The organism is Azospirillum sp., from assembly GCF_035628975.1.
Taxonomy (GTDB): Bacteria; Pseudomonadota; Alphaproteobacteria; order Azospirillales; family Azospirillaceae; genus Azospirillum.
This window is the reverse complement of the sequence record NZ_DASPIS010000006.1, coordinates 186625-192624: the sequence shown is the minus strand read 5'-3', so window position 1 is coordinate 192624 and position 6000 is coordinate 186625. Positions and strand designations below refer to the sequence as shown.

The 6000-nt window shown below is 67.8% G+C and carries 4 protein-coding genes and 1 pseudogene; 3 read left to right on the top strand and 2 right to left on the bottom strand.

The annotated features are described in order from the left end of the window. Positions 1-228 precede the first annotated feature (228 nt). Positions 229-702: a YchJ family protein gene (locus tag VD964_RS01980; RefSeq protein WP_324864992.1), complete on the bottom strand. Its 474-nt coding sequence runs from the start codon at positions 700-702 to the stop codon at positions 229-231. A 34-nt stretch (positions 703-736) separates the two neighbouring features. Further along, positions 737-1378, bottom strand: a complete 642-nt coding sequence (locus VD964_RS01975) for a TetR/AcrR family transcriptional regulator (RefSeq protein ID WP_324864990.1) — start codon at positions 1376-1378, stop codon at positions 737-739. 90 nt (positions 1379-1468) lie between these two features. Here VD964_RS01975 and VD964_RS01970 point away from each other — a divergent pair, with 90 nt between their 5' ends. The 3 genes and pseudogenes from VD964_RS01970 to VD964_RS01960 all read left to right on the top strand — a co-directional run. Then, positions 1469-2587 (top strand): efflux RND transporter periplasmic adaptor subunit, encoded by a 1119-nt coding sequence (locus VD964_RS01970; RefSeq protein ID WP_324864988.1) that lies wholly within the window; start codon positions 1469-1471, stop codon positions 2585-2587. Next, positions 2584-5706 (top strand): efflux RND transporter permease subunit, encoded by a 3123-nt coding sequence (locus VD964_RS01965; protein WP_324864986.1) that lies wholly within the window; start codon positions 2584-2586, stop codon positions 5704-5706. The genes VD964_RS01970 and VD964_RS01965 overlap by 4 nt, the downstream gene beginning before the upstream one ends. Before the next feature lie 17 nt (positions 5707-5723). Continuing rightward, positions 5724-5959, top strand: a pseudogene (locus VD964_RS01960) (integrase core domain-containing protein); the annotation flags it as partial. Positions 5960-6000: the final 41 nt, after the last annotated feature.

The following is a 6000-nucleotide window of genomic DNA, read 5'->3' as shown; positions in this document are numbered from 1 at the left end:
CCATGGCTCACCCACGGTTGTGGCCTGAGGGGCGTCGGGCGCCGTCCGCCTCGCGCCGGGTCCGGTGGCCACCGGACCCGGCGCTATCCAAGTTCCATCACGAAACAGGGACCCATTCCAGATACAAGGGGGATGCACCGCGTGCCTTTCCGAGAATCCTCGCCACGCGTCCCCCTCACCCTAACCCTCTCCCCGGGGGGGAGAGGGGATTCTCTTCTGCGTCACATCTCACCGCCCGCAGCAGGCCTTGTGCTTGCGCCCCGACCCGCAGGGGCAGGGATCATTGCGGCCGACCTTCACCACGCGGCGCGGCGGGTCCTTGGGGTTCAGCACGCTGTCGACATAGAGCCAGCGGCCATCGACCCGGCGGAAGCGCGACCGTTCGTACACCGGCCACTCCTCCCCGTCGCGGCGGAAGGTCAGGAAGAATTCGACCATGCCGTCGTCGCCGTTCTCCTCCGTCTTCATCACCGTCAGCGGTCCCCACTCGCACTCCTGCGCCACGCGGACCGCATCGTCACGGCTGAAGGCGGCGCGGGTTTCCGGTGCGCAGCTGCGCTCGATATGGTCGATGTCGTGGCGGACGAAGGCGGTGTAGCGGGACCGCATCAGCGCCTCGGCACTCGGCGCGGGCTCCCCCGCCAGGATCGGGCCGCAGCAAAGGTCGAAGGCGCGGCCGGAACCGCAGGGGCAGGCGGACATGGACAGGCATTCCATCTGAAGCAAGCGCAACAGGCTATCGTGTAGCAGGTGCCACGCCGTGCAGGAACAGGTCGATCGCCTTGTCGACGAAGGCGTAGCGCTCCTCCTCCGTCGGCTGGGGGCAGAGGCCCAGCACCAGTTGGCAGTATGAGCCGCCCTGCAGGACCGCCAGGAACTGCCGGGCGACGAAGGCCGGATCGTCGGTCGCGATCACGCCGCGTTCGGCCAGCCGGGTGAACAATGCGACGAAGTTGGCGATGCCCTGCTCCGGCCCGGCCCGGAAATAGAGCTGTGCCGCCACCGGCATCCGCGTCGCCTCCCCCGCCACCGATTGGTGGACGCGGATCGCCGCTTCCGACCAGATCAGGTCGACGAAGCGCCGGCCGACCTGAACCAGGAGTTCGCGCAGCGGCATGTCGTCGAACATGTCCGGGGCGAATTTCAGGCCGCGCCGTTCGCACTCGGCGGAGATCACCGCCGTGTACAACTCCTCCTTGGACGGGAAGCGGGTGTAGAGCGTTGTCTTCGATACCCGCGCCTGCTGGGCCACCTGATCCATCGACGTCGCGGCGTAGCCAAGCTCCAGGAACACCTCCCGCGCGGCGGCAAGGATCTGTTCCGCCTTCGCATCATGGGAGGCGGACGGCTGGGACGCTTTTTGCTCCAATGACTGCACTGAACTGTACCGTTCACTCTTGACGTTGCTCGGATGCCGGAGTAGGACGGTAGCAGTACGATACAGTCCAGTCCAGTGGGGAGACGTGGTATGGCCCGATTCCGCGAAAGACGGTTTGCGTCCACCTTCATGGCGACCGCCGCCATGCTGACGGTGGCGGGCCTGCTGACCGGCTGCAACGAGACGCACTCCGCCTCCACTCCCGCGGAGGGAGAGGTCAGGCCGGTACGCGTCGCCACCGTCGCGCTGGAACCGCTGGTCGACAGCGTGCGCTACCCGGCGGTGATCCGTCCGCGGGTGGAGGCGGATGTCGGCTTCCGCGTCGGCGGCAAGGTCACCGCCCGGCTGGTGGAGGTCGGCACCCGCATCGAACCCGGCATGCCGCTCGCCCGCCTCGACCCCACCGACCTTCAATTGCAGATCCGCGCCGCGCAGGCGCAGCTCGCCTCGGCGCAGGCCGACGCGGCCAACGCGCGCAGCGACTTCCAGCGCTATGCCAGCCTGCGCAACGGCGAATGGACGACGCGGCAGGAATACGACCGCCGCAAGACGACCCTCGACAAGGCCGACTCCAAGGTGCGGGAGGTGGAGGCGCAGCTGCGCGTCCTGACCAACTCCGCCCAATATGCGACGCTGGTGGCGGACGAGGCCGGCATCGTCACCGCGACGCTGGTCGAGCCGGGTCAGGTGGTGGCATCCGGCCAGACCGCCCTGCGCGTCGCCCGGCTGGGCGCTCTGGAGGCGGTCGCCAACATCCCCGAACAGCAGGTGGGCGCCCTGCCCCGCCAGAAGCTGGCGGTGGAGCTGTGGTCCCACCCCGGCCAGAGCATTGCCGGCAGCTTGCGCGAGGTTTCGCCCAGCGCCGATGCCAGCACCCGCACCTTCCAGGCGAAGATCGCGCTGGCCGATCCGCCGCCGACGGTCCAGCTTGGCATGACCGCGACCGTCACCGCCGCGGCCGATCACGGGGCGCCCGTCGCCCGCCTGCCGCTCAGCGCGCTGACCCAGCGCGAACAGAATCCGGCGGTCTGGGTGCTGGCCGCTCCCGACAACCGGCTGGAGCTGCGCCCCGTCACCGTCGCCGCTTATGCCGGTGACCTCGCGCTGATCGGCGGCGGGTTGAAGGACGGCGAACGCGTCGTCACCGCCGGTGTGCACAAGCTCGATTCCGGGCAGAAGGTCCGCGTCTGGACGGAGCCGGCGCGATGAACCATTCCCGCATGAACCTGTCGGCCTGGGCGCTGGCGCACCGCACGCTCGTGCTGTTCATGATGCTCGCCAGCGTGCTGGCCGGCGCTCTCGCCTACATGAATCTGGGCCGGGCGGAGGATCCGTCCTTCACCTTCAAGGTGATGGTGGTCCGCACCCAATGGCCCGGCGCCACCGCGCGCGAGGTGGAGCAGTTCGTCACCGACCGCATCGAGAAGAAGCTGGAGGAAGTGCCCTATTACGACGTCTCCCGCAGCTATTCCAAGCCGGGAGAGTCGGTGGTCTTCGTCCAGCTGAAGGACTATACCCCGCCGAAGATGGTGGCCGACCTGTGGTATCAGGTCCGCAAGAAGATCGGCGACATCACCTATACGCTGCCCGACAGCGTGGTCGGCCCCTTCTTCAACGACGAGTTCGGCGATGTCTATTCCGCCATCTACGGCTTCATGGGCGAGGATTTCACGCCGGCCCAGCTGAAGAAGGTGGCGGAACAGGCGCGTGCCCGCCTGCTGAAGCTGCCGGGCGTCGAGAAGATCGACCTGATCGCCCCGCAGGAGGAACGCGTCTATGTCGAGATCTCCAGCCAACGGCTCGCCAGCTTCGGCCTGCCGGTGGAATCGGTGATCCAGGCGCTGCAGCGCGAGAACGCCATCGCCGCGTCGGGCGACGTCGATACCGGATCGCAGCGGGTCTATGTCCGCCTCGACCTCGGCCTCGACACCGCCGCTGCGGTGCGCGCGATTCCGGTGGAGAGCGGCGGGCGGCTGCTGACCATCGGCGACGTGGCGGAGGTCAAGCGCGGCTATGTCGAACCGCGCCGCTACACCCTGCGCTACAAGGGGCGCGACGCCATCGGGCTCGGCGTCGTCATGGCGAAGGGCGGCAACGTGCTGAAGCTGGGCGAGAAGCTCGACGCCGCGATGGAGAAGATCAAGGCGGAGCTTCCGGTCGGGCTGGAGGTGGCGCAGATCGCCGACCAGCCGACGGTGGTCGAAAACTCGGTCGGCGAGTTCATGAAGTCGCTGGCGGAAGCGCTGGGCATCGTCATCCTGGTCAGCCTCGTCAGCCTGGGCTGGCGCACCGGCATCGTCGTGGCGCTGGCCGTGCCGCTGGTGCTGGCGATGACGCTGGTGGCGATGCAGATCCTGCACATCGACCTGCAGCGCATCTCGCTGGGCGCCCTCATCATCGCGCTCGGCCTGCTGGTGGACGACGCCATCATCGCGGTGGAGATGATGGTGGTGAAGATGGAACAGGGATGGGACCGGCTGAAGGCCGGGGCCTTCGCCTACACCTCCACCGCCTTTCCGATGCTGAGCGGCACCATCGTCACCGCCGCCGGCTTCGTGCCCGTCGGCTTCGCGGCGTCGGCCGCCGGCGAATACACCAACTCCATCTTCTGGGTGGTGGCGCTGTCGCTGATGCTGTCCTGGGTGGTGGCGGTGATCTTCACCCCTTATCTCGGCTGGCTCCTGCTGCCCAAGCCCAAGCATGTGGTGCCGGACGGGCACGAGCTGGACATCTACGACACGCGGACCTACCGCATCCTGCGCCGGATGATCGAAGCCTGCGTCCGGGCGCGCTGGCTCACCATCGGCGTGACGGTGGCGGCCTTCGTCACCGCGCTGGTCGGCTTCGGCCATGTGCAGCAGCAGTTCTTCCCCTCCGCCAGCCGGCCGGAGCTGCTGATCGACATCCGCCTTGCCGAAGGCTCGTCCTTCGAGGCGACGGCCGCGGAGGTGAAGCGGATGGAGGCGGTGCTGGCCAAGGACCCGGACGTCGACTATTGGGTCGCCTACACCGGCGGCGGCTCTCCCCGCTTCTACCTGCCGCTCGACCAGCAGCTGGAGACCGCCAACTTCGCCCAGTTCATGGTGATGACCAAGGGGCTGGAGGAACGCGAGCATTTCATGCAGCGGCTGGAGCCGACGCTGGAATCCGACTTCCCCGCCGCCCGCGTCCGCATCAGCCGGCTGGAGAACGGCCCGCCGGTCGGCTATCCGGTGCAGTTCCGCGTCACCGGCGACGACCCGGCCACCATCCGCAAGATCGCCTATCAGGTGCGCGACACCATGCGCGGTCACCCCAACACCGCCAACGTCCATCTGGATTGGGACGAGCTGTCCAAGCGCGTCCGGCTGGAGGTGGACACCGCCAAGGCCCGCGCGCTGGGCGTGTCGAAGCAGGACCTGTCCAACGCCCTGCAACTGCTGCTGAACGGCATGTCGGTCACACAGTACCGCGAAGGGACGGAGCTGATCGGTGTCCTGCTGCGCACCACGCCGGAGGAACGGGCGGATCTGTCGCGCCTTGGCGAGTTGAACATCCGCACCAACCGCGGCACCACCGTGCCCTTGAGCCAGGTCGCCGCCGTCCGCTACGAGCTGGAGGAACCGGTGCTTTGGCGCCGGGGCCGCGAGACGACGATGACGATCAAGGGGGACGTGACCGGCGGCCTGCAGGCCCCGGTGGTCAGCACCCAACTGAACGGACAGCTGAACGCGCTCCGCGCCACCCTGCCCGACGGCTACGCCATCACCATGGGCGGCGCCATCGAGGAAAGCGCCAAGGGCCAGGATTCCATCAACGCCATGATGCCGCTGATGCTGCTGATCATGGTGACCACGCTGATGCTGCAGCTGCAGAGCTTCTCGCGCGTGTTCATGGTCCTGCTGACGGCACCGCTGGGGTTGATCGGCGTCACCGCCTCGCTCCTGCTGTTCAACCTGCCCTTCGGCTTCGTCGCCATGCTGGGCGTGATCGCGCTGGCCGGGATCATCATGCGCAACTCGGTCATCCTGGTCGACCAGATCGAGCAGGACATCCGCAGCGGCCGGTCGCGCTGGGACAGCATCGTGGAGGCGACGGTGCGCCGCGCCCGCCCCATTGCGCTTACCGCCGCCGCCGCGATCCTCGCCATGATCCCGCTGACGCACAGCGTCTTCTGGGGGCCGATGGCGGTCGCCATCATGGGCGGTCTGGCCGGCGCCACCGTGCTGACGATCTTCTTCCTGCCGGCGCTCTATGCGGCGTGGTTCCGCGTGCCCCGGCCGGAAAGGGAAGAGGTGGAGGACACCGGGGTGAACGGCGCGCTGCCGAATCCGGCGCTGGGGGATTGATGTCGGGGAGCTGCATGCGGCTATCGATGGACGGGCGCGGCCGGTGGATGGACAACGTCTTCATCGAACGGCCGTCGCGATCGATGAAGTAAGAGTGCGTCTACCGCCACGCCTTCGAGACCGGCAGCGGGGCCGGGATCGGCCGCTAGATTGATTGCTACAACGCGGACCGCCCGCACACTCGGCGCTTGGCAGCGGAACCCCGGCAGAAGCCTGTGAGGGCACACCAGACTGGATCAGGTTGGCGGCATAAAGCGAACCAGAACCAAGCTTAGCAAAGCCGCGAATTTGTCC